General features: G+C 66.8%; 19 protein-coding genes and 1 pseudogene. 13 read left to right on the forward strand and 7 right to left on the reverse strand.

All coding sequences use genetic code 11. The features are described from left to right. Nucleotides 1-21: 21 nt before the first annotated feature. Entirely contained in the window at nt 22-1,725 is a 1,704-nt protein-coding gene (locus tag WS62_RS06270; RefSeq protein ID WP_066569069.1) for an AMP-binding protein, read from the reverse strand. A 121-nt stretch (nt 1,726-1,846) separates the two neighbouring features. Next, complete coding sequence (locus WS62_RS06275; protein ID WP_066569077.1) at nt 1,847-2,980, reverse strand: acyl-CoA dehydrogenase family protein; 1,134 nt, start codon at nt 2,978-2,980, stop codon at nt 1,847-1,849. A 99-nt stretch (nt 2,981-3,079) separates the two neighbouring features. Here WS62_RS06275 and WS62_RS06280 point away from each other — a divergent pair, with 99 nt between their 5' ends. The 9 genes and pseudogenes from WS62_RS06280 to WS62_RS06320 all read left to right on the forward strand — a co-directional run bounded on the left by WS62_RS06280 (nt 3,080) and on the right by WS62_RS06320 (nt 13,214). After that, nucleotides 3,080-4,207: an AraC family transcriptional regulator gene (locus tag WS62_RS06280; RefSeq protein WP_082720746.1), complete on the forward strand. Its 1,128-nt coding sequence runs from the start codon at nt 3,080-3,082 to the stop codon at nt 4,205-4,207. Nucleotides 4,208-4,284: 77 nt separating this feature from the next. Next, nucleotides 4,285-5,778 (forward strand): NfeD family protein, encoded by a 1,494-nt coding sequence (locus WS62_RS06285; RefSeq protein ID WP_066569088.1) that lies wholly within the window; start codon nt 4,285-4,287, stop codon nt 5,776-5,778. Then, nucleotides 5,775-6,545 carry a slipin family protein gene (locus WS62_RS06290; RefSeq protein WP_066569091.1) on the forward strand — a complete coding sequence of 257 codons (771 nt, stop codon included), beginning with the start codon at nt 5,775-5,777 and terminating at the stop codon, nt 6,543-6,545. Before WS62_RS06285 ends, WS62_RS06290 begins: the two co-directional genes overlap by 4 nt. A 265-nt stretch (nt 6,546-6,810) precedes the next feature. Beyond that, entirely contained in the window at nt 6,811-7,698 is an 888-nt protein-coding gene (locus WS62_RS06295; RefSeq protein ID WP_066569093.1) for a M24 family metallopeptidase, read from the forward strand. A 50-nt stretch (nt 7,699-7,748) separates the two neighbouring features. Beyond that, complete coding sequence (locus tag WS62_RS06300; protein ID WP_066569096.1) at nt 7,749-9,539, forward strand: SDR family oxidoreductase; 1,791 nt, start codon at nt 7,749-7,751, stop codon at nt 9,537-9,539. A 35-nt stretch (nt 9,540-9,574) separates the two neighbouring features. Continuing rightward, complete coding sequence (locus WS62_RS06305; protein ID WP_066569152.1) at nt 9,575-10,483, forward strand: metal-dependent hydrolase; 909 nt, start codon at nt 9,575-9,577, stop codon at nt 10,481-10,483. Nucleotides 10,484-10,951: 468 nt separating this feature from the next. Beyond that, nucleotides 10,952-11,365 (forward strand): annotated as a pseudogene (locus WS62_RS06310) (isocitrate lyase/phosphoenolpyruvate mutase family protein); the annotation flags it as partial. Between the two features lie 86 nt (nt 11,366-11,451). Further along, entirely contained in the window at nt 11,452-12,177 is a 726-nt protein-coding gene (locus WS62_RS06315) for a sulfite exporter TauE/SafE family protein (RefSeq protein WP_066569100.1), read from the forward strand. A gap of 650 nt (nt 12,178-12,827) precedes the next feature. Next, nucleotides 12,828-13,214 (forward strand): DUF2917 domain-containing protein, encoded by a 387-nt coding sequence (locus WS62_RS06320; protein ID WP_066569103.1) that lies wholly within the window; start codon nt 12,828-12,830, stop codon nt 13,212-13,214. Nucleotides 13,215-13,972: 758 nt separating this feature from the next. Here the strand turns inward: WS62_RS06320 and WS62_RS06325 are convergent. The 3 genes from WS62_RS06325 to WS62_RS06330 all read right to left on the reverse strand — a co-directional run bounded on the left by WS62_RS06325 (nt 13,973) and on the right by WS62_RS06330 (nt 15,575). Beyond that, nucleotides 13,973-14,257, reverse strand: coding sequence for a hypothetical protein (locus tag WS62_RS06325; protein WP_066485167.1), 285 nt, complete (start codon nt 14,255-14,257; stop codon nt 13,973-13,975). A 201-nt stretch (nt 14,258-14,458) separates the two neighbouring features. Continuing rightward, entirely contained in the window at nt 14,459-14,998 is a 540-nt protein-coding gene (locus WS62_RS36040) for a hypothetical protein (RefSeq protein WP_156440885.1), read from the reverse strand. Nucleotides 14,999-15,092: 94 nt separating this feature from the next. Beyond that, entirely contained in the window at nt 15,093-15,575 is a 483-nt protein-coding gene (locus tag WS62_RS06330) for an NlpC/P60 family protein (protein ID WP_066569104.1), read from the reverse strand. Between the two features lie 389 nt (nt 15,576-15,964). On the opposite strand from WS62_RS06330, the gene WS62_RS06335 reads away from it, so the two are divergent. After that, a complete protein-coding gene (locus tag WS62_RS06335; protein ID WP_066569106.1) occupies nt 15,965-17,266 on the forward strand; it encodes an NCS2 family permease in 1,302 nt (433 codons plus the stop codon). Between the two features lie 918 nt (nt 17,267-18,184). Here the strand turns inward: WS62_RS06335 and WS62_RS06340 are convergent. Next, nucleotides 18,185-18,472: a DUF1488 domain-containing protein gene (locus WS62_RS06340; protein ID WP_010108324.1), complete on the reverse strand. Its 288-nt coding sequence runs from the start codon at nt 18,470-18,472 to the stop codon at nt 18,185-18,187. Here WS62_RS06340 and WS62_RS37935 point away from each other — a divergent pair. After that, nucleotides 18,408-18,620: a hypothetical protein gene (locus WS62_RS37935; RefSeq protein ID WP_231748213.1), complete on the forward strand. Its 213-nt coding sequence runs from the start codon at nt 18,408-18,410 to the stop codon at nt 18,618-18,620. The two genes, WS62_RS06340 and WS62_RS37935, sit on opposite strands and share 65 nt — an antisense overlap. A gap of 438 nt (nt 18,621-19,058) precedes the next feature. Here WS62_RS37935 and WS62_RS06345 read toward each other — a convergent pair whose 3' ends face one another. Then, the gene (locus WS62_RS06345) at nt 19,059-19,253 is read right to left on the reverse strand and encodes a DUF2964 domain-containing protein (RefSeq protein ID WP_066569108.1); all 195 of its coding nucleotides are present in this window, start codon (nt 19,251-19,253) and stop codon (nt 19,059-19,061) included. Between the two features lie 269 nt (nt 19,254-19,522). Between WS62_RS06345 and WS62_RS06350 the strand changes: the two genes are divergently transcribed. Then, nucleotides 19,523-21,460 (forward strand): sigma-54-dependent Fis family transcriptional regulator, encoded by a 1,938-nt coding sequence (locus WS62_RS06350; protein ID WP_066569122.1) that lies wholly within the window; start codon nt 19,523-19,525, stop codon nt 21,458-21,460. Nucleotides 21,461-21,607: 147 nt separating this feature from the next. Continuing rightward, entirely contained in the window at nt 21,608-21,904 is a 297-nt protein-coding gene (locus WS62_RS06355) for a 2Fe-2S iron-sulfur cluster-binding protein (RefSeq protein WP_066569125.1), read from the forward strand. Nucleotides 21,905-21,940 lie beyond the last annotated feature (36 nt).

Genomic DNA, 21,940 nt, shown 5'->3' on the forward strand with positions numbered 1-21,940 from the left:
ATACGGCGGCGCGGCCGGGCGTCACTTGCCGTCGGCCGCGAAATCCTCTTCCCAATACTCGCCGGGCATCCGGCTCGACGTGTCGTCGCCGCGCGCCAGTTCGCGTCGGCGCAATTCGACGCGGCGGATCTTTCCTGAGATCGTCTTCGGCAGCTCGGCGAACTGCAACCTCCGAATCCGCTTGTACGGCGCGAGCTTTTCGCGCGAGAAGCGGAAGATCTCGCGCGCGAGCGCCTCGCTCGGCTCGTAGCCCGCGCGCAGCGTGACGAACGTCTTCGGCACCGACAGCCGCACCGGGTCCGGGCTCGGCACGATGGCCGCCTCGGCGATCGCCTCGTGCTCGATCAGCACGCTTTCGAGCTCGAACGGGCTCAGCCGGTAGTCGGACGACTTGAACACGTCGTCCGCGCGGCCGACGTAGACGAAATAGCCGTCGTCGCGACGCAGCGCGATGTCGGACGTCCGGTAATGGCCGTCGCGCATCGCGTGCGCGGTCGCCTCCGGATTGTTCGCGTAGCCCTTCATCAGGCCGACCGGGCGCTCGACGCTTGCGTCCACCGGCAGCGCGACCTCGCCTTCGCTCGCGCGCGCGCCGTCCGGGTCGAGCAGGTCGATCGCGTAGCCCGGCATCGGCCGGCCCATCGAGCCCGGCACGACCGGCTGGCCCGGCGAGTTGCCGATCAGGCACGTGGTTTCGGTCTGTCCGTAGCCGTCGCGGATCGTCACGCCCCACGCCTTCTTCACGCGCTCGATGATCTCGGGATTGAGCGGCTCGCCCGCGCCGACGATCTCGCGCAGCTTCACCGCGAACGTCGCGAGCGGCTGCTGGACGAGCATCCGCCAGACGGTCGGCGGCGCGCACATCGTCGTGACCTGGTATTCGACGAGCGCATCGAGCACGACCTTCGGCTCGAAGCGCGCGTAGTTGAACGCGAACACGCACGCCTGCGCGTTCCACGGCGCGTAGAAGCAGCTCCACGCGTGCTTCGCCCAGCCGGGCGAGCTGATGTTCCAGTGGATATCGCCCGGCTGCAGGCCGACCCAGTACATCGTCGACAGGCTGCCGACCGGATAGGTGCGGTGCGTGTGCTCGACGAGCTTCGGCTTCGATGTCGTGCCGGACGTGAAATACAGCAGCATCGGATCGCTCGCGTGCGTGACGCCGTCCGGCGCGAAGTCCGCGCTCGCCGCGTAGCCGTCTGCGAGCGCGAGCCAGCCCGCGCGCGGCGCGCCCGCGACGATCTTCGTCACGTCGAGCCCCGGCTGCTCGAACTTCTCGGCCTCGTTCTCGTCGACGATCGCATAGCGCGCGCCGCCGATCCGCACGCGCTCGCGCACGTCGTCGGCGGACAGCTGCGTCGTCGCGGGCAGCACGACCGCGCCCAGTTTCATCGCGGCGAGCATCGTGTCCCACAGCTCGACGCGGTTCGGCAGCATCAGCAGAATCCGCTCGCCGCGCGCGACACCGAGGCCGCGCAGCCAGTTCGCGATCCGCGAGGAGCGCGCCGACATCTGCGCGAACGTGTACTGCGCGCCGTCGCCCGTCGCGGCGTCGACGATCCACAGCGCCGGCTTGTCGTTGCCGCGCGCGATTGCGTCGAAGTAGTCGAGCGCCCAGTTGAAATCGTCGAGCGCCGGCCATCTGAAATTGCGATATGCGGTGTCGTAGTCGGTGCGGTGGCGCAGCAGGAAATCGCGTGCGTCGAGGAACGCCTGTGCCGTCATCGTGTCGTCTCCTGTCGATCAGAGTTAGCGCTTTAGCGCTTACTCCGATCCCATGCAAAGCTATCCATGTTGCACGAGTGCATCTTCGCTGTGATTCGCGCGGCGATTCGCGCGGCAGCATTCACAGCTGCCGCGCGATCACCATTCTTTGCACTTCGCTGGTCCCCTCGTAGATCTGCGTGATCCGCGCATCGCGGTAATGGCGCTCGACCTCGTAGTCGACGAGGAAACCGTAGCCGCCGTGGATCTGGATCGCGTCCGAGCACACCGCCTCGGCCATTTCGGATGCGAACAGCTTCGCCTGCGACGCCTCCGACAGACACGGCAGGCCCGCCGTGCGCAGCCGCGCCGCGTGATGCGTGAGGAGGCGCGCGGCGTTGATCCGCGTCGCCATGTCCGCGAGCTTCTCGGCGATCGCCTGATGCTCGGCGATCGGCTTGCCGAACTGGACGCGCTCGCGCGCATAGCGGCGCGCGCGGTCGAACGCGGCGCGCGCGATGCCGATCGCCTGCGCGGCGATGCCGATGCGCCCGCCTTCGAGATTCGACAGCGCGATCTTCAGCCCTTCGCCGCGCTTGCCGAGCAGATTCTCCTGCGGAATCGCGCAGTTCTCGAGCGTGATCGCGCACGTGTCCGACGCGCGGATGCCCATCTTCTTCTCGGGCTTGCCGACGATGAAGCCCGGCGTGTCGGCCGGCACGAGGAACGCGGACAGCCCGCGCTTGCCCTCGTCCGGATCGGTCATGGCAAAAACGATCGTGAGGCCGGCGCGCGCGCCGTTCGTGACGAACTGCTTGCTGCCGTTCAGAATCCAGCGGCCGTCGCGCAACTCCGCGCGGGTGCGCAGGTTGTGCGCCTCGGAGCCCGCCTGCGGCTCGGTAAGGCTGAACGCGCCGATCGTCTTGCCGGTCGCGAGATCGCGCAGCCACCGCTCCTTCTGCTCGGGCGTGCCGTAGTTCAGCACCGGCCCGCAGCCGACCGAGTTGTGCACGCTCATGAGCGTCGCGCACGACGCGCAGCCCGCCGCGATCTCCTCGAGCGCGAGCGCGTACGCGACGTAATCGGTGTACGATCCGCCCCAGTCGGGCGGCACGATCATGCCGAGGAAGCCCAGTTCGCCCATCTGCGCGACGACCTCGTCGGGAAGATGCGATTCGCGGTCCCACTGCGCGGCGTTCGGCGCGAGCGCTTCGGCGGAGAAGGCACGCGCGGCGTCGAGGATCATTCGTTGATCTTCGGTGTAGAGATCGTCCATTGCTGCGTGTCTCCTGGGCGGCCGCCGCGTCATGGCGCGGCGCGCCTCGTTCGTTCTGTCTCGATGAATCAAGTGTAGGCAACGCGCGGGTTCTGTTCGATGCTCGCTCCGCTCAATTACACTGATCGTTTTTGCCACACCGCGCCGCGGCATGCTCCTGCGATGAAGTACGACGAGAAGAAAGGCACCGTTTCGATCGAGCTCGTGGAGTCGAGCCTCGCGCTGTCGCGGCGGCGCGGCGTCGACGACGCGCCGCTCCTCGCGCAGGCGGGCATTCCCGCCGCGCTCCTCGCGTCGCCGAGCGCGCGCGTGTCCGCGCGGCAGTACGGCGCGCTGTGGAACGCGATCGCGCGCGCGCTCGACGACGAGTTCTTCGGCCAGGACGCGCACCCGATGCGCTGCGGCAGCTTCATCGCGATGAGCCAGGCGGCGCTCACCGCGCGCAACGGGCTGCGCGCGCTCGCGCGCGCGGTCAACTTCATGCACTGCGTGCTCGACGATCTGCACGGCGAGATCGACGCGAACGCCGAGCGCGTGCGGCTGCGCTTCGTGCACCGCGACGGCGCGAGCGCGCCGGAGATATTCGCTTACGCGACTTATTTCGTCATCGTCTACGGTCTCACCTGCTGGCTGATCGGGCGGCGCATTCCGCTGTTGCACGCGAGCTTTCGCTGCGGCGAGCCGCGCGCGGTCCACGAATATCAGCTGATGTTCTGCGATGACATGCGCTTCGATCAGCCCGAGTCGTATGTCGATTTCGATCCGGAGTTCGCCGCGCTGCCCGTCGTGCAGACGGCGAAGACGCTCAAGCCGTTCCTGCGCGACGCGCCCGCGAGCTTCATCGTCAAGTACCGCAACCCGCACGCGCTCGCGCAGCGCGTGCGCGCGGCGCTGCGCGGGCTGCCGCCCGCCGCGTGGCCGACCGCGCAGGCGCTCGCCGCGCGGCTGCACGTCGCCGAAGCGACGCTGCGGCGCAAGCTCAGGCAGGAAGGCCATTCCTATCAGTCGATCAAGGACGCGCTGCGCCGCGATCTCGCATGCCAAGCGCTCGCCGATCCGGCCCGCACCGTCGCCGACGTCGCCACGGCGATCGGCTTCGCCGAGCCGAGCGCGTTCTACCGCGCGTTTCGCAAGTGGCGCGGGATGAGCCCCGCCGACTACCGCGGCGAAGCGCTCGCCGCGCGCGCCGCCGCTTCGCGCTTTCGCCGGAAACCGCCTACTCTTTAAGCACCGGGCGCACGCCCTTTTCACGGCCCGGCTGCGGCGCCGCACCATGCGGCCGCGCGCCGCCGGCCGACACCGCGATGCACACGCCCCGTCCCTCGCCGCGGCCGCCGCCGCGGCACGGCAAGCTTCCCGCGCGGCTTGCGCGCGCGGCCGTGCTGGTCGGCCTGTTGCTGGCCTGCGCGGCAGTCGCCGCCGCCGCGCGCGCGCCCGTCGTCGTGATTCCAGTCACGGGCGCGATCGGCCCCGCAAGCGCCGATTTCGTCGTGCGCGGCCTCGACCGCGCCGCGCGCGAGCACGCGCAGCTCGCGATCCTCCAGCTCGACACGCCGGGCGGCCTCGACACATCGATGCGGCAGATCATCAAGGCGATCGTCGGCTCGGGCGTGCCCGTCGCCGCGTTCGTCGCGCCGGGCGGCGCGCGGGCGGCGAGCGCCGGCACCTACATCGTCTACGCGAGCCACATCGCGGCGATGGCGCCCGGCACGAACCTCGGCGCGGCGTCGCCCGTGCAGTTCGGCGTCGGCGGCCCGGCGCCGCCCGCCGCGCGGCGCGAGCCCGGCGCCGCATCCGGCGCGACGGCGACCGATACCGAATCGACCGAAACCCGCAAGGCGCTGCACGACGCGGCCGCGTACATCCGCAGCCTCGCGCAGTTGCGCGGCCGCAACGTCGAATGGGCGGAGCGCGCGGTGCGCGAAGCAGTGAGCCTGCCCGCGAACGACGCGCTCGCGCAGCACGTCGTCGACCTGATCGCGAACGACCCGGCCGATCTCGCCGCGCGGCTCGACGGCCGCAAGATCGCCACCGCGACAGGCACGCACCGGCTCGACACCGCGCAGGCGCCGATCGAGACGATCGAGCCCGACTGGCGCAGCCGGCTGCTCGCGACGATCGCCGATCCGAGCGTCGCGCTCGTGCTCGTCACGCTCGGCATGTACGGGCTCTTCTTCGAATTCGCGAATCCCGGCTTCGTGCTGCCGGGCGTCGCGGGCGCGATCAGCCTGCTCGTCGGCCTGTTCGCGCTGCAACTGCTGCCGATCAACTACGCGGGCCTCGCGCTCGTGATGCTCGGCATCGCGTTCCTGGTCGCCGAGGCGTTCCTGCCGACTTTCGGCGCGCTCGGCGTCGGCGGCATCGTCGCGTTCGCGATCGGCGCGCTGATGCTGATCGACACCGACGTGCCCGGCTACGGCGTGCCGTGGCCGGTGATCATTTCGCTGGCGGCGTCGGGCGCGATCCTCGTGTTCGGCGTGTCGGGCTTCGCGCTGCGCGCGCGTCGACGGCCCGTCGTCACCGGCGCGGAAGCGATCGTCGGCGCCATCGGCGAAGTGCTCGACGACGGCCTCGTGCCCGATCAACCGCCCGAAATCGGCCCGAGCGCGAATCCGGCCGCGCCGCTCGCGCCGTCGGCGGCCGGCTGGGCGCGCGTGCACGGCGAGCGCTGGCGCGTCGCGAGCGCGACGCCGATCGCGGCCGGCCGCCGCGTGCGCGTGACGGGCCGAAGCGGCCTCACGCTGACCGTGGCCCCGCTGTACGACAACACCGCCCCACCACAAGGAGAACAATCATGATGGGCTTCACGTTCGGCTTCGGCAGTCTGTTGTTCGTGCTCGCGCTGTTCGTGATCGCGTCGGCGATCCGCATCTTCCGGGAATACGAGCGCGGCGTCGTGTTCCTGCTCGGGCGCTTCTGGAAAGTCAAGGGGCCGGGCCTCGTGCTGATCATCCCGGTCGTTCAGCAGGTCGTGCGGATCGATCTGCGCACCATCGTGTTCGACGTGCCCGCGCAGGACGTGATCACGCGCGACAACGTGTCGGTGAAGGTCAGCGCGGTCGTGTATTTCCGCGTCGTCGATCCGGAAAAGGCGGTGATCCAGGTCCAGCGCTACTTCGACGCGACGAGCCAGCTCGCGCAGACGACACTGCGCTCGGTGCTCGGCAAGCACGAGCTCGACGCGCTCCTCGCCGAGCGCGAGCAATTGAATGCCGATATCCAGAAGACGCTCGACGCGCAGACCGACGCGTGGGGGATCAAGGTGTCGGTGGTCGAGATCAAGCACGTCGACCTGAACGAGACGATGATCCGCGCGATCGCGCGCCAGGCGGAAGCCGAGCGCGAGCGGCGCGCGAAGGTGATCCACGCGGAAGGCGAGCTGCAGGCGTCCGAGCAGCTTCTGAAGGCCGCGCAGCGGCTCGCGCTACAGCCGCAGGCGATGCAGCTTCGCTATTTGCAGACGCTGACGACGATCGCCGCCGACAAGAATTCGACGATCGTTTTCCCGCTGCCGATCGACCTCGTGAGCGCGGTGCTCGAGCGCTTCGGCCGTGCCCAGCAGTGATCGAACCCCGATTGCCCGCACGCGCGGCCCGTCTCGCCCCACCCGGTCTCGCCCCATTTCCGCCCGCGCCGGCCCGCGCGGGCCACGCCGTTTCCCACCGACGAATTAGGAAAAGTACTCATCACAAACACGCGCGCGTGCGAGGCCCGTTGATATAAGATGCTTACATTGATCAATGTCACATTCACTGACGAAGCGCATTGACGGCTGACGCATCCGCGGCCGGCATCGCCGCTCAGAACGACGAAGAAAGGGAGACGACGCCATGGCCGAGCATCCGCTGCCGGAAATCCACATCGAGGAGCTGGACCAGTTCCGCTCCGTCCAGCAGCTCGCGTACCGCTGCGTCGAGACGGTCGGCGACATGCTGTACCCGGGCATCACCGAGAAACAGGCTGCGCGGCTGATGATCGAATGGGCGCAGGACCACGGCGTGCACGACTGGCTGCACAAGCCGTTCGCGTGGTTCGGCGACCGCACCGCGTTCGAAGGCTTCTCGGGCCTCAAGCATCTGGGCGGCTTCAATCTCGCGTTCTTCCCGAGCAACCGCGTGCTCGAGCCCGACATGCCGGTGATCCTCGACGTCGCGCCCGTCGTCGACGGGATCGTCGCCGACGTCGGCTACGCGAGCTGCCTCGGCCACAACCCGATCCTCGAGCAGTTGCAGGACGACCTGATCGCGCACCGCGAGATGATCGTGGCGCTCGTGAAGGCGCGCCGCACGCTCGCCGAAGTCGCGCAGGAAGTCGACGCGCTGTGCCGCCGCCAGGGCGTCGAGCCGCGCCACAAGGCGTATCCGTTCAAGGTGCTCGCGCATCGCGTCGCGAAGCTGCACAAGCTGTCGAAGCCGCGCTTCGTCGCGCGCTTCGGCCTCAACTCGACGCGCAACCTGCTGCTCGAGCAGACGCGCGCGGGCAAGGAGCAGGGCTGGTCGCCGCTGTGGTCGATCGACGCGCGCTCTAATCACGCGCCGACGCCCGGCCTCTGGGCGGTCGAGCCGCATCTCGGCTTCGCCGGCGTCGGCGCGAAGTTCGAGGAACTGCTCGTCATCACCGACGACGACGCGTACTGGCTCGACGACGACCTGCCGCACGTGCGCCGCTGGCACGCGCGCCAGGCAAGCAAGCCGCTCGCGCACGAGCAGGCCGCGTGACGGCTCTCGCCGCGCGTATTCCCTCTCCGCCAACACAACAAGACACCACGATGCAGCCCCTCTCCGACGAAGCGCCGCTCGCGCTGTTCGAATCGGTCCACACCGAAACCGCCGTCCCGGCCGGCGACGTCACGCTCGCCGCGAAGACCTGGGGCGACGCGTCGCGCCCCGCTGTCGTGCTCGTGCACGGCTATCCGGACAACAGCAGCGTCTGGCACCGCGTCGCGCCGCTGCTCGCGAAGTCGTACTACGTGATCGCTTACGACGTGCGCGGCGCGGGCCTGTCGACGAAGCCCACGCGCACGGCCGACTATCGGCTAGAACGGCTCGTCGACGATTTCGCCGCGGTAATCGACGCGCTCGCGCCGAACCGCGCAGTCCACGTGATCGGCCACGACTGGGGCTCGATCCAGGGCTGGGAGTTCGTCACCGAGCCGCGGCTCGCGGGGCGCATCCTGTCATACACGTCGTGCTCCGGTCCGAATCTCGACCACGTCGGCTACTGGCTGCGCCAGCAACTCGCGCGCCCGTCGCCCGCTTCGGTGAAACGCCTCGGCGGCCAGCTCGTGCGCTCGTGGTATGTGTACCTGTTTCATCTGCCGTTCATCCCCGAGCTGAGCTGGCGCCTGTGGCTCGGCCGCGCGTGGCCCGCGCTGATGCGCAAGCTCGAGCACACCGACGTCGGCCCGCGCCCGACGCAGATCGACGACGGCGTGCACGGCGTGCGCCTGTATCGCGCGAACTTCATCCGCCGTGTGTTCGCGCCGCGCGAGCGCTATGCGCACGCGCCCGTGCAGGTCGTCGTGCCGCTGCGCGACAAGTTCGTGAGCCCGGCGCTGTCGGCCGACATCGCGCGCTGGGTGCCGACCTACTACCGCCGCGAAGTCGCCGAGCGGCACTGGCTGCCGATATCGGACCCCGAACGCTTCGCCGCGCTCGCGAAGGAACTGATCGAGGCGGTCGAGACGGGCACGGCGCCGCCCGCGCTCGCGCATGCGCGCCGCGCAAGCGGCGCCGGCCCGTTCATCGGCAAGCGCGTCGTGATCACCGGCGCGGGCAGCGGAATCGGCCGCTGCGCGGCCGTCGAATTCGCGAAGCAAGGCGCGTCGATCGTCGCGGTCGACATCGACGAGCAGGCGGCCGAGCGCACCGCGTGCCTCGTGCGCCTGCTCGGCGCGCAAGCGCACGTGCGGCGCGTCGACGTCGGCTCGGCCGACGGCATGGAAGCACTCGCGAACTGGGTCGGCAACGAGCTGGGCGGCGCCGACGTCGTCGTCAACAACGCGGGCATCGGCATGGCGGGCGGCATCCTCGACACGTCCGCCGCGCACTGGGAGCGCATCCTGCGCGTGAACCTGTGGGGCGTGATCCACGGCTCGCGCCTGTTCGCGAAGCAGATGGCCGCGCGCGGCGCGGGCGGCCACATCGTCAACACCGCGTCGGCGGCCGCGTTCGGCCCGTCGCGCGACCTGCCCGCATACGCGACGACGAAAGCCGCTGTGCTGATGCTGAGCGAGTGCATGCGCGCCGAGCTCGCTGACCACGGCATCGGCGTGACGGCCGTCTGCCCCGGCTTCGCCGAGACGGGGATCATGGCGTCGACCCAATACGCGGGCGCGAAGAGCGCGCAGGACGAAGCACGGCTGCGCAAGCGCGCGACGAAGCTCTATCAGATGCGCGGCCTGAAACCGGAAACCGTCGCGAAGGCGATGGTCGATGCCGTGTTGCAAAACAAACCGGTCGTCGCGATAGGCGCGGAAGCGCATGCGATGCGTTTCGTGGGGCGCTTCATGCCGTGGCTCGGCCGGATGATCGCCCGAGTCAGCATGGCGTCGCACTGAGCGGCGAAACAGCCCCGACCTTGGAGGAGACACCGATGAACGCCCCCGAAAATCACTACCTGATCAAGGCGCGCCACGTCAAATTCAATTTCGCCAAGACACCGATCCAATGGATCGAAGGCGATCCGGAAAGCACGCACATCATCAACACGCTGAACCTGCTGTTCCCGGAAGGCGAGCTATGGTTCTGCCGCGTGTACAACAAGGCGCTGCCGCTCATCACCAATCCCACGCTGTACGCCGACGCCGAAGGCTTCCTGCGTCAGGAAGCGGTGCATTCGCGCTCGCACGGCAGCGTGCTCAAGCATTACTACGAGCGGCACGGGATCGACACGAAGCCGTTCACGCGGCGGCTCAACTGGCTCTTCACGAAAGCGCTGGGCGAACGCCCGTTCGGCCTGAAGATCGGCCACACGCGCTTCTGGCTGCGCCAGCAGCTCGCGGTGATCGCGTCGCTCGAGCACTTCTTCGGCTATCTCGGCAACTGGGTGCTGCACGCGCGCGGGCTCGACGACGGCCGCGCCGATCCGGCGGTCGTCGACCTGCTGCGCTGGCACGGCGCGGAGGAAGTCGAGCACCGGACCGTCGCGTTCGACATCTATCGGCATCTGGGCGGCAACTATGTGGAGCGCGCGTTCCACATGACGATCGTGGTCCTGATCCTGCTCTACTTCATCATGACGGGCGCGAAGTACATGTACGAGCGCGATCCGAGCACCGGCCGCTATCCGGGCTTCGTGCTCTCGTGGTGGCGCGGTTCGCGGCGCAACCATCTGCCGTCGTTCTGGAAGACGATCGGCGCGGCGCTCCGCTACTACCGGCCGAGCTATACGCCGCACGACGAAGGCTCGACCGAAGTCGCGCTCGAATATCTCGCGCGCTCGCCGGCCGCGCAGGCCGCCGCGCATGGCGGCAACTGGGGTTCGGAAAAGGCCGCGTCCTGATGTGACCGCGGACGACGGTTCCGCGCAACACGTGCGCGGGACCGTCCGCTTCGCTTGCCGGGTGCTTCTGCTTCGTTCGGTTCGCCCGGAATCGCTCGCTTCGCTTCATATCGGCGGCTTCGCCCGGACCGTGCGCCGCACGGCTCGAACGGGCAGCCGGCTCGCGGTCTCTCGCCCTTCCATTTTTCCGACTTCCGGCGCATCGCGCCGCCGACTCGGCATCCACTCGCCCCGCACAATGATGACCCGCATAAGAAACGGTTTCCGCATCGAACCGTGCGCCGTCGTTCCCGAAAGCGGAATGCACGACGTGCTTGTTTTCATCGCCGTCCGACTGCACACCCCGTGCACGAACGCGTGACTTTATTTCACGGAAGCCGGTTCGATATTGTCATCCAATCTTAATAAACCTTAACCACAAGGCCAGAATTTAAATTATTAAATTGCTTCATTCAAAAGGAGCAAATCGTGCCGATAAGAGAATTAATAAGCCAGCCGATTACCAACGAACAACGACGTCGATCATTCAAGGAAAAGCTGGCGTCAGGCCAGGCACTGCGCTTCATCGAGAGCCACAGTCCGATTTCCGCAATGATCAGCGAAAAAGTTTATGTAGCGGACGGGGTCTCGCAATCCGAGTTCGACGGCTTCTGGTCCAGCTCACTGACCGATTCGACGCTGCGCGGTCGGCCCGACATCGAAATCCTCGACATCGCGAGCCGACTGTCGAATGTCCAGCACATTTTCGATGTCACGACCAAGCCGCTCATCATCGATGGCGACACGGGCGGCAAGCCCGAGCATTTCGCATTGAACGTCCAATCGCTGGAACGATCCGGCGTATCGGCCGTGATCATCGAAGACAAGACAGGGTTGAAGAAAATTTTAGCACCGTGCCCGACTCGCCGATTAGCTAGCATGCTGGATTGTCCCCTATTCGGAGGCAAACCTATCGAAGAGGATGCGCAATGACAGCCTATGCGATCGTGCTGCTGATCGGCGTCGTCGCGGGCGTCGTCAGCGGCGTCATTGGGACCGGGGCATCGATCATGCTCCTGCCGCCGCTCGTGTTTTACTTCGGCCCGAAGCAGGCCGTGCCGATCATGGCGATCGCCGCGGTGCTGGGCAACATCTCGAGAGCGTACGTGTGGCGCGGCGACATCGCATGGAAAGCGTTCTTCGCCTATTCGATTACCGCGGCGCCGGCCGCCGCGCTCGGCGCGCATACGCTCTGGGTGCTCAAACCGCAGTGGGTCGATTGCGCGCTCGGCGTGTTCTTCCTGTCGATGATCCCTTATCGATACATAGCAAGCCGAAACGAATTCACGCTGTCGGCATGGCAACTGTCGGCGGCGGGCGCGGTGGTCGGCTATCTGACCGGCATCGTGTTCTCGACCGGCCCGTTGACGCTGCCGATCTTCACCGCATACGGCCTGCTCAAGGGCGGGCTGCTCGCGACCGAAGCCGCGGCGTCGCTCGTTGTCTACGCGAGCAAGCTCGCCGCGTTCGAGCAACTCGGCGGATTGCCGCTCGACGTGGTGATCAAGGGCGTGCTCGTCGGCTCGTCGCTGTCGGCCGGCATCTCGCTCGGCAAGGCCGTCACGCTGCGCTTGTCGACGACCGCATTCCACCGGTTGCTCGATCTCGTGATGCTGTCGGCCGGCACGACACTGCTGTGGGGCGCGACGCGGTGATTCGAACTGTGCGCTGCGAACCGTTCCGCGCGGAGCAGCGTTTTCGGCGAGCGGTTTGCTTCGCGCGCCAGCAACGGCGTAGCGTTGCCGATCCGGCAACGATCGGTGCCTTGTTGCCACATGGATCCGAACGGCTCGCCATGCGCTTGCGTTTTCGTACCCGCGAGCGAAGCACATGCAATCGCCTCGTGCCGACGAAATCTGCCGCCAATCTTCATCGACCTCGACCGGCGCCGATGCAACGCCAACGGCCAGCCCGAACGCGCTGCTGGCCGCTCTGCTGCTACGCAACGGATTCATTGCGGCATCCTGAGGACCGCGCGTCGCACCGGCTCCGATCGCCGGGCAGAAAACCTGTCGCGCATGCATCGCTGCGCCGGCGGACGTCGCATCCGCAGTAACCGCGTTTGTCGCAAGATTTTCGTTGACAAGCCAACGAAGGATGACCAAACTCATCGCCATGGATACGCGCAAGCACATCGTCGCAGTAGTTGCCCACCCGCCAGTGAATGCCCGTTGTGGCACATCACCGGGGGCGCTCGTGCGTTAGCTATCCGCAACATCGGATGTCAAGAGGCCCCCGCCGGAAACGGTTGGGGCCTTTTTCATTGCGCTGCGCTCCTTCCGCCGGCTCTATTCAGGAGAAGACGATGGACCAGGCAAGCCGGTTGTTATTTCGTCGCGATCCGATGCAATACGACGGATGCGACTCGATCCAGCTGCCGCGCATGACGCTTCACTTCGCGCTCGAGCCGAGTGCGATGATGACGTGGCGTGCGCGCAGCCACACCGAGATCCACGTGCTGAGCTCACGCGTGTGGCTCACGCGCTCGCGCAGCGTCGACGACTATTGGATGCAGCCGGGCGATTTACTGCACGTGCCGCGCGGCGAGCGTATCTGGCTCGGCACCGACGGGCCGTCGACGGCCGAGATCTTGCTCACGACCGCATACGTGCGTCGGCGCGGCTGGATCGGCGGCATACTCGACGGGCTGCTCGACGCAGTCGCCGATCTGACCAGCCCGCGTCCGCGATGAAGCGTCGTGCGAGCGGATGGACGAGCGTGTCGTGCCGACTCGACGCGACAATAGCCTTCGCGGGCACTGGGCCGTCAGTCGCTCCGCTCGTCGCGCGGAGCGGCTGACGCTGCGCGCAATCGGTGATGAAGTGCGTTGCCGCTTGACCTGCATTTCACGAAGTCGTCTCGATCTCAATCATCAGGATGACTACGCATATCGATGAAGCGAAGGCCGACATGTGCATGCGAGCATGATTTCGCATCCGAACGATCGATGCCGGCAAGGCGCGCCGCGACGTCGGCGATCGCTCGCGCTCGCCGAGTTCTTCTCATGGACGATGTGGCGTCATCGAACGCCCGGCGTCGACGTGTCGGGATGCAACCGACCGAGCAATCCGGCGCCGGCGTTCGAAGCGCGATATGTCGCGCACAACGATGATCTGCCGGCACGGGAAACGATCGCGATTGCAGTTCGTCCGGCCGCCTCTCGGGGAACGGCCGTGGTCGCGCACGTCATGACGCCCAGCGACATCGCGACTACGTCGCGATCGTCACCGGGACGCGCACGAGTCTGCCGGGAAAATGATGAACGTCGCATGCATCGGTTCTGCGCCTTCTCGGAACGGATGCACGCAACACATGTATTGAACGGCTACGCCGCGCGGATCGATGTACGACGCAGCCGAAACGATGAGGAAATGTGCGCGGCAAAGCGCGCACCGATGAAACCGCGACAGCCGGCTTGCGCCGCGCGTCGCGAACCACTCGTGCAACGCGTTACGTACTCGCCGCGAGACGCGGGCCCGACGCGCCGCGCACGGTCGTCGACGGCTCGTCGACGCTCTTTTGCACTTGCGCGCTCACCCACGGATCGATGCCCTGCTTCTGCACCTCTTCGAGAAACGAAACACGCGTGCGCCAATAATCGGCCTGCAACTTCGCGTCGATGACCCGCTGTTCGGCAGTGAACAACTCCATCCGTGCGGTCACGAGCATCGATGCAGCACTCTTCTCAGGAGTGGGGGCGTGACGCAACGCCCATCGGCTAATCCAGTTCAACATGCTTGCCTCCGAATTGACGGACGAAATTACATGGGGCGCCGCCCAACCTGCAAAGCCCTGCCCCAGCACGCACCACTTCAGTTGCCACTGCAAAATGCGTCGACGCTCACATCCGCTCCCGGCATCCGGCGACACCCGGCGCGAGCATTGTCTCTATCCTAGATAGAGAATCGCGTTAATGCGATGACGACTTGCATTCTTTTACACAACCCGCCTTATTGCAACACCTTCCAACCCGACGATATCCCATTGATCATAAAGAAAAATATTCATCAGAATATGAATGGAAACGCTTATCTCCAAAATAGACATATATGTCTTCTGAATGGGACGAATTTCCGGATAGCCGTCAGTCGGCGGCGTATGCGCGGCGACGAGGCATCCTGTCGACAAGCATGCATTTTTCTTTTCATGCGATCCGCGTCGACATATTGCGGTCGCGAAGCCGCCAAAATTGCTTTCCATGCAATCGGCACGGCGCCGTGCGAATCCGGCGACGCGATTGCACGATTCGCATGCGTTCGTTCGAACATGATGCCGCACCGGCATGCACGACGATGGGGCGTCGCACCGCCGCAACGCGAGCAATTGCCCGGCGTTGCCGTAACGCGCGCACAACGCGTGCATGCAGTCGATCACAACGGGAAAACGCGGTCGCGCGTGTACCGAGCGTCGCGCAAACTCCTTGCTTTCGAAGAAATTACGATCGGCGCCTCGAACGAGGCTCGCGACGATCGGCACACGAAGTCGTCATTTCTGCGCGCGATACATCAACGAGAAGCAAAACGCGCCGCCACAACCGATGACGCTCATCGGCAGACTGCGATGCAGCCGGTCAGCCCGGTCCGCATTCGTCCGGCCATCGATACGCGAGCAGCCGCGAACGCGCATACGGGAGCTCGCGCACCGCGCCGCGTTGATTGCCGCCGAACAGATACATGTGCTCGTCGTCGTGCCGTAGATAAAAGGCGACATGCCCTTTCCAACTCGTCGGATGGTCGCGCGTCAGTACGACGATGCACCCGTAGGCCGGCTCGCTCAGCGCGCGGCCCCATTCGAGCCACGATCGCGCGAGCGCGGAGCCCGTTCCCGGAATCCCAACGCGCGCGAGACACCAGTTGATGAACGACGAGCACCACGAGACCTTGTCGTCGTAGCCCACGAGATTCGTGCAGCCGTTGTACTCGACGATGCGCGGATTGCTCTCGCCGGGGCCGAAGCGCCGCACGCCCGATTCCGCGAGCGCAACCGGCATCCATGCGGGATGGCCGGCGCCGACGTCCTGTTCGCCGCGCGCGGGCGCGACGCTTTCTTGCATTCGAGCGATCAAGGTCAAGCTGTACTCTCCAGTCCGTGAACGGGCGGCGTGCCGACGCGAGCGACGACGACGTTCGTTCGTCGACGCCATCCGCGCCGCGCGCGGCAGGCGACAGGCGAAAGCGGCCAGCGGCCATTTTAACGATCCGCGGACGAGCGCGCCTGCCTGCACCCGCCTGCCCGAAGCCTCGACGCCCGTGCGGCGCGAATCGCCGCGAGCGCGACGACAAAGCACGACCAATCGCCGCGAATATATCGTCCCGCCTATGTCCGCTATTACAATCCGCCGATAGCCGCTCAATAGTGGCTGGTTACAGTACGTCCGCCTCGCGGGCAACACAACTCACAAAGCATTCGGCAACACGACTACTCGACCGGAGAATCGCCCACATGGAATCAATCAAACGGTATTTCGGCTTCGCGGAAGCCGGAACCGACTTTCGCACCGAAATACTCGCGGGCGTCACCACGTTCCTGACGATGGCCTACATCATCTTCGTCAACCCTGCGATCCTCGGTGACGCGGGCATGCCGAAGGAATCCGTTTTCGTCGCGACCTGCCTCGTCGCCGCGCTCGCGTCGCTCATCATGGGCCTGTACGCGAACTACCCGATCGCCTGCGCACCCGGCATGGGCCTCAACGCGTATTTCGCCTACACCGTCGTCAAGGGCATGGGCTTCACGTGGCAGGCCGCGCTCGGCGCGGTGTTCATCTCCGGCTGCCTGTTCCTGCTCGTCACGCTGTTCCGCGTGCGCGAAGTGATCGTCAACGGGATTCCGAAGTCGCTGCGGATCGCGATTACGGCAGGCATCGGGCTCTTCCTCGGAATCATCTCGCTGAAGACGGCAGGCGTGATCGTCGGCAGCCCGGCGACCCTCGTCACGCTCGGCGACCTGCACAAGCCGACGACGATCCTCGCGATCGTCGGCTTCTTCGCGATCGTCACGCTCGATTACCTGCGCGTGCGCGGCGCGATCCTGATCGGCATCATCGGCGTGACGGTCCTGTCGTTCTTCTTCGGCGGCAACCAGTTTCACGGAATCTTCTCCGCGCCGCCGTCGATCGACGCGACGCTGTTCAAGCTCGACATCGGCGCCGCGCTGTCGACCGGCATCGTCAACGTGATCCTCGTGTTCTTCCTCGTCGAGCTGTTCGACGCGACGGGCACGCTGATGGGCGTCGCGAATCGTGCGGGGCTCCTCGTCCAGGGCAAGATGCATCGCTTGAACAAGGCGCTCCTCGCCGACAGCACCGCGATCGTCGCGGGCTCGCTGCTCGGCACGTCGTCGACGACCGCGTACATCGAGAGCGCATCCGGCGTGCAGGCGGGCGGACGCACCGGCGTCACCGCGATCACGGTCGCCGTGCTGTTCATCGCGTGCCTCTTCATCGCGCCGCTCGCGGGCGTCGTGCCCGGCTACGCGACCGCGCCGGCGCTGCTGTACGTATCGTGCCTGATGCTGCGCGACATGGTCGACGTGCAATGGGACGACGCGACGGAAGCCGTGCCCGCGGCGCTCACCGCGCTGCTGATGCCGTTCACGTACTCGATCGCGAACGGCATCGCGTTCGGTTTCATCGCGTATGGCGGCCTCAAGCTGCTGACGGGCCACGCGAAGCGGGTGAAGCCGGTCGTCTGGATCATCGCGGCGGTCTTCCTGTTCCGCTACTTCTACCTCGGCGCCGAATGAGCGGCGCGTTGCGCGGCGGCGGAAGCGGAAACGCTCGCTGCCGCAAACAGCTCGCCCGCGCATGGACGTGCCGGGGGCGACGCGGTCGCGTCGAATGATGTAGTCGGTCGACGACGCAAGATCGCAAAAGCCGTCGCAACGACGGCGATCGTCGCGCGGGGACGCCTCGCTCGGGCATGAACTCTCACACGACAAGCCGCCCGCGCAACCGCGCGCCGCCGCCGAACCGCCCGCCCTATCCCGAGCCGCAAAACCGCCATTCCGCAGCGCTCGTCTTCACCCGTCGACAGAATGCACACGCGCTTGCGCATTCGCGACATTGCCGCGTGCGGCAACAAAACCTGACGCGGATTCACAGCCGCTGAAAGAAGATCCGGCCGATGAGATCCCCCGAAATCGCTTCTGTCGTGGCCGATCGATTCGACAGTCATCAAGCCATCTCCGGATTTTGCCGATTCGGTCGTACCGGGATCGTCCGAGGCAATGCGTTCGGAACGCTCCCAGCGGGATGTCGCACACTATGGATCGACTGGCAGCGGAAGGCTCGACTGGCGAACTCAACCGAAAAAAACTCGTCAGGACATCGCAAGATTGTGGAGAGCGCGCCAGTCAAGCGCGCATGGCCGTGGCGACGATCGTTCGCGCTGCACTTGCTCGCCGCGCATCCATTCCACAATCGGCCGATGGAATCCCGACGAACGAACAACCGGCGCTCGAGCAGCCCAACCGTTCTACGCGCCTTCCCATGGACGCTGTCCGCTCGTCCGATGAACGAACCAGAGAGTCACATGAACCGGCGCACCCGACATCCGTCGCCGATGCATACCGCAAGCATGCCGAACGAAATCGGACCGCCGACGCCGGCACAAAAAAACGAGCGCTACCCCCGGGCAGCGCTCGTTCGCGACACGGCGCACTCTAGCGCCAGTTCGCCTCGTAAAATCGGACGTATCCGCTTCTCAGCACCACGCACTGCGCACGAGTCTCGGAGAGCAGCCGCCGCGCCGCGGCCTCGATACGGGGCCGGTGCGTGTCGAATGCGCCCACCATGTCCTCGAAACGCGGCGAAGCCGCGCCGAAATGGTCCTCGAGCGCTTCGGCGGTGATATGGCATTGAACCGGCTCGCCGTCGACCATTGCCATGAACGCGATCGTCAATTCGCGTCCCGAATATTCGGGAGCATCGTTCGTGAACTGGATCTGCATTGGAACCGCCTTTGCCGTAGCTCGAGAATGCAAGAAACCGCGTGCCGCCGGAAGCATGTGCCGGCCGGAAGCGCGCGGGCTGGCCGGAGAGGATGTCGTGCGGCGAACGGCGCGCGCTCGCCTGATGCTCCGGTTGAATTCACTTTAGACGCTTTCCGGCACGACTCAAGATTTCGTCAAAAAACCCTGCGCGCGCGCATGCTGCAGCGCATTCTTCTGCCAATTAATGGGGGAACGGCTTGACTGCGCAGCAAAGCGCGCGACAAATCGTCATGCGAATCGAGCGCCGGATTCGACTGCGATTCGCCATGTCGCGCCGATCGCAAACGAGCCGAGTCGGCAGCCGTTTCGGTGTTCTGGCGCGAGGCTCGACGGTCGACCGGTTGCGCACTGAGGCGCTATATCGTCAGCGGATTGCCGCCGTGTCCGCCGATGCTCGCGCCGCCGGCGAATCGCCCTCTGCGCCGACCGCGCGGCCGCATCTCGAACGTGTCCGAGGGTGTCCGTCGCGTCGCCCAATGAGCGAGCCGATCGGACCCCACCACGCCGCGGATGCTCTCGCAGTCGCCGCGCCCGGGCCGCCCGCTTACTTATGCTCGTCCTTCGGCCATACGTTCAGCGCGACCACACAGGTCGTCACGCCGAGCGCGATCGCCGCCACGCCGTATCGCAGTGCGGCATCCTGGTCGAACAACAATCCGTGGATCGCCACGGCGATACCGGCCAGCGCGACGAACGTCGCGATCGCCGCCAGCACCACTCTCAGTTCCGTCCGAACCATGATGATTCCCCCCGAACGGATGCATGTCGCGGCGCATGCCGAATGGCGGGGACCACGCGCGTTTTCGGCGTCGGTCCCGGCGAGGCGCGGCGCGTGCGCGCCTTGTTTCCATCATTGCATGCAGGGGCCCAAAAGCAAGGGGAATTCGATTTGCGGTCGCGCATCGCTCGCGGCGCTTGTATGATGAGACGTGCCCGCGCCGCCACGTCAACCGCTGCGCCGGTCGAGCGGAGAACACACTCCGTCGGCGGGCCCCATGGAGACAAGTCATGCCGCAATCTTCCGTGCTGCCCGCCGCAGCGAGCCGTGTCGACCTGCTCGCGCAAGCGCATGCCCGCTCGCTATCGGTCGGCCTGCGCGCGTCCGAGCTGCCGGACTTCTCGCCGCTGTCGCGCACCGCGCTGCGCGAGCTGATCGGCAGCAGCCAGTCGCTGTACACGCATGCGCGTCCGGTGATGGACACGCTGCACACGCAGATTGCCGACACGCAGAGCCTCGTGCTCCTGACCGATCGCAACGGCGTGATCCTGCACAGCATCGGCGACGACGATTTCGTCGAGAAGGCGAACCGGGTCGCGCTCTGCCCCGGCGTGTCGTGGGCGGAGGACACGCGCGGCACCAATGCGATCGGCACCGCGCTGATCGCGGGCCAGGCGCTCGCCGTCCACGGTGCCGAGCATTTCCTGCGCGCGAACCACGTGCTTACCTGCTCGTGCGCGCCGATCGTCGATCCGTTCGGACGCATCCTCGGCGCGCTCGACGTGAGCGGCGATCCGCGCGGCTTCAGCCCGCATACGCTCGCGCTCGTGAAGATGTCCGCGCAGTTGATCGAGAACCATCTGTTTGCGAACCAGTGTGCCGACGCGCTGCGCGTGCGCTTCCACGCGCATGACGAATTCGTCGACTCGCTGTTCGCCGGCCTCGTCGCATTCAGTCCGAGCGGCGCGCTGATCGCCGCGAACCGCAGCGCGCAATTCCAGCTCGGCGCAAGCCTCGACGCACTGCAGCAGCGCGGCTGCGACGAACTGTTCGGCATGTCGTTCGGAAAGCTCGCGCAGCATGCGGCGCGCGAACCGCTCGCGTGCTTCACGCTGACGCTCGCGACCGGCGTGCGGGTGCGCGCGCGCTGCGAATTCGCGGACGCGCAGCGCACGGCCGTCCCGGTGACCGGGCGCGCCTCGCCGTCCCGCATTGCCGATGCGGCGCGCGAAGTCGATCCCGACGCGATCACGTTCGCGACGCTCGATACGGGCGACGCGCGGATGGCCGCCGTGCTGCAACGCGTCAGCAAGGTGCGCGGCCGCGACCTGCCGGTGCTCGTGCTCGGCGAGACGGGCACCGGCAAGGAATGGCTCGCGCGGGCGCTGCACCATGCGTCGCCGCGCCGCGACGGCCCGTTCGTCGCAGTCAACTGCGCGGCGCTGCCCGATTCGCTGATCGAGGCGGAGCTGTTCGGCTACGAAGACGGCGCGTTCACCGGCGCACGCAAGCGCGGCAGCCCCGGCAAGATCGCGCAGGCGGACGGGGGCACGCTGTTTCTCGACGAAATCGGCGACATGCCGCTCGCGCAGCAGGTGCGGCTGATGCGCGTGCTGCAGGAACGCGCGGTGATGCCGCTCGGCGGCGCACGGCCGGTGCCGGTCGACCTGCGGATCGTCTGCGCGACGCACCGCGACCTGCGCGCCATGATCGCGACCGGCACGTTCCGCGAGGATCTGTTCTACCGGATCAACGGCCTCGCGGTGACGCTGCCGCCGCTTGCCGAGCGCTCGGACCTCGAAACGCTCGTTGCACGCGTGCTCGCGCGACTCGCGCGCAGCGAGCCGATGCCGGCGAGCGTGTCGCCGGCGGTGCTCGCCACATTTGCGCGCTGCCGGTGGCCGGGCAATCTGCGTCAATTGACCAACGTGCTGCGCACGGCGGGGATGCTCGCCGAAAGCGAAACGCAGATCAGCGTCGAGCATCTGCCCGACGATTTCTGGCTAGACTGCCTGGCGCTCGAACGGGAAGCCGCGGCGCCGCACGCGAAAGCGACCGCCGCGTCCGCAGCAACCGCGGCATCGCCGACGCTGCAGGACCATCAGGCCGCGCTGATCGACGGCGCGCTCGACCGGCATCGCGGCAACGTGTCGGCGGCCGCACGCGAACTCGGGCTCGCGCGCAACACCATCTATCGGCATCTGCGCAGGCGGCGGCCGAGCGCCTGAGCCGCCACAACCGGCGACAGGCGCGCGACATCCGGCCCCCACGCGCGATGCACACACCCGCAGGCGCGCCGGCGGGCGAAGTGCGCGGCCGCATCGGGTATCCTTGCGGCTCCTCGTCCGCGACGCTGCCTCTCCACCCACGATCGCATGACCGAATCAGAAGAACGTTCGCACCGAGTGCGCGTCGAGCCGCTCGGAGTCGGTTTCGACGCGCCCGAATCGCTGTCGCTGCTCGAAGCGGCAGGCTTCGCCGGTGTGTCGCTGCCGCGCTCTTGCCGCAACGGCACGTGCCGGACCTGCCTGTGCCGCCTGCGCGAAGGCTCGATCGTCTACCGTATCGACTGGCCGGGCGTGAGCGCCGAAGAGAAAGCGGAAGGCTACATCCTGCCGTGCGTCGCGATCGCGCAATCCGATCTCGTCATCGAGGCGCCGGACGCCGAATGAGCGAACGCGCGCGGCTATCGCCGCGCAAGCACCCGC

Source organism: Burkholderia sp. ABCPW 14, from assembly GCF_001523835.1.
GTDB classification, from domain to species: Bacteria; Pseudomonadota; Gammaproteobacteria; order Burkholderiales; family Burkholderiaceae; genus Burkholderia; species Burkholderia mayonis.

What these genes read in the sequence shown, in the direction of transcription:
- WS62_RS06305 (WP_066569152.1), top strand. Translation starts at nt 9,575, where the DNA reads ATGAACGCCCCCGAAAATCACTACCTGATCAAGGCGCGCCACGTCAAA.
- WS62_RS06270 (WP_066569069.1), bottom strand. Translation starts at nt 1,725, where the DNA reads ATGACGGCACAGGCGTTCCTCGACGCACGCGATTTCCTGCTGCGCCAC.
- WS62_RS06355 (WP_066569125.1), top strand. Translation starts at nt 21,608, where the DNA reads ATGACCGAATCAGAAGAACGTTCGCACCGAGTGCGCGTCGAGCCGCTC.
- WS62_RS06345 (WP_066569108.1), bottom strand. Translation starts at nt 19,253, where the DNA reads ATGGTTCGGACGGAACTGAGAGTGGTGCTGGCGGCGATCGCGACGTTC.
- WS62_RS06300 (WP_066569096.1), top strand. Translation starts at nt 7,749, where the DNA reads ATGCAGCCCCTCTCCGACGAAGCGCCGCTCGCGCTGTTCGAATCGGTC.
- WS62_RS06340 (WP_010108324.1), bottom strand. Translation starts at nt 18,472, where the DNA reads ATGCAGATCCAGTTCACGAACGATGCTCCCGAATATTCGGGACGCGAA.
- WS62_RS06325 (WP_066485167.1), bottom strand. Translation starts at nt 14,257, where the DNA reads ATGTTGAACTGGATTAGCCGATGGGCGTTGCGTCACGCCCCCACTCCT.
- WS62_RS06330 (WP_066569104.1), bottom strand. Translation starts at nt 15,575, where the DNA reads ATGCAAGAAAGCGTCGCGCCCGCGCGCGGCGAACAGGACGTCGGCGCC.
- WS62_RS37935 (WP_231748213.1), top strand. Translation starts at nt 18,408, where the DNA reads ATGAACGCGATCGTCAATTCGCGTCCCGAATATTCGGGAGCATCGTTC.
- WS62_RS06275 (WP_066569077.1), bottom strand. Translation starts at nt 2,980, where the DNA reads ATGGACGATCTCTACACCGAAGATCAACGAATGATCCTCGACGCCGCG.
- WS62_RS06280 (WP_082720746.1), top strand. Translation starts at nt 3,080, where the DNA reads ATGCTCGCTCCGCTCAATTACACTGATCGTTTTTGCCACACCGCGCCG.
- WS62_RS06335 (WP_066569106.1), top strand. Translation starts at nt 15,965, where the DNA reads ATGGAATCAATCAAACGGTATTTCGGCTTCGCGGAAGCCGGAACCGAC.
- WS62_RS06285 (WP_066569088.1), top strand. Translation starts at nt 4,285, where the DNA reads ATGCACACGCCCCGTCCCTCGCCGCGGCCGCCGCCGCGGCACGGCAAG.
- WS62_RS06290 (WP_066569091.1), top strand. Translation starts at nt 5,775, where the DNA reads ATGATGGGCTTCACGTTCGGCTTCGGCAGTCTGTTGTTCGTGCTCGCG.
- WS62_RS06320 (WP_066569103.1), top strand. Translation starts at nt 12,828, where the DNA reads ATGGACCAGGCAAGCCGGTTGTTATTTCGTCGCGATCCGATGCAATAC.
- WS62_RS06350 (WP_066569122.1), top strand. Translation starts at nt 19,523, where the DNA reads ATGCCGCAATCTTCCGTGCTGCCCGCCGCAGCGAGCCGTGTCGACCTG.
- WS62_RS06295 (WP_066569093.1), top strand. Translation starts at nt 6,811, where the DNA reads ATGGCCGAGCATCCGCTGCCGGAAATCCACATCGAGGAGCTGGACCAG.
- WS62_RS06315 (WP_066569100.1), top strand. Translation starts at nt 11,452, where the DNA reads ATGACAGCCTATGCGATCGTGCTGCTGATCGGCGTCGTCGCGGGCGTC.